Source organism: Arcobacter sp., assembly GCF_050300555.1.
Taxonomy (GTDB): domain Bacteria; phylum Campylobacterota; class Campylobacteria; order Campylobacterales; family Arcobacteraceae; genus Arcobacter.
This window is the reverse complement of record NZ_JBNKXY010000456.1, coordinates 1-511: the sequence shown is the minus strand read 5'-3', so window position 1 is coordinate 511 and position 511 is coordinate 1. Positions and strand designations below refer to the sequence as shown.

Below are 511 nucleotides of genomic sequence, written 5' to 3'. Positions count from 1 at the left end.
GGTGTTGATAAATTTTATGAAGAGAATAATACGATAAAACCATTTTCGAATAGCAACAACATTAAAGCTCCAATTAATCAATATAAAGAACAATTGTTGCTTGGAAAAATATTACCTATTGGTATTTGTTTTAATAAAAAACTTTTATATCAACATGTTGATTTTGATGGGTATTTTAACATGAAAATTACTATTGAAGATTATCCTATTCTTGTAGATTTAGCAATGAACACTAACATTTATAAGGTTAATGAAGTATTGCATGTTTACAGAATCCATCATGATTCTTATTCAAATAAAAAAACTTTTGAAAGCCATGCTTTTTTAAATCTTCAAATGAAAAATTTGTTTGATTTTTTTAATAAAAAATATGAATTCCCTAAAGATATTATTCAAAAATTTAATAATAATTATTACAAACAATTATTATTTTTAGCTGGCTACTTTGAAAAAAAAGAAGTTGGAAAAAAGGCTTTTAATAAAATAAAAACGAAAAGCATTAAGGATTATA

1 protein-coding gene is annotated in these 511 nt (G+C 22.3%); it reads left to right on the top strand.

Annotation, left to right across the window (positions count from 1 at the left end):
- Window positions 1–511: hypothetical protein (locus ACQY5W_RS13655; protein WP_428025515.1), on the top strand; the 511-nt coding region annotated here is incomplete at both ends.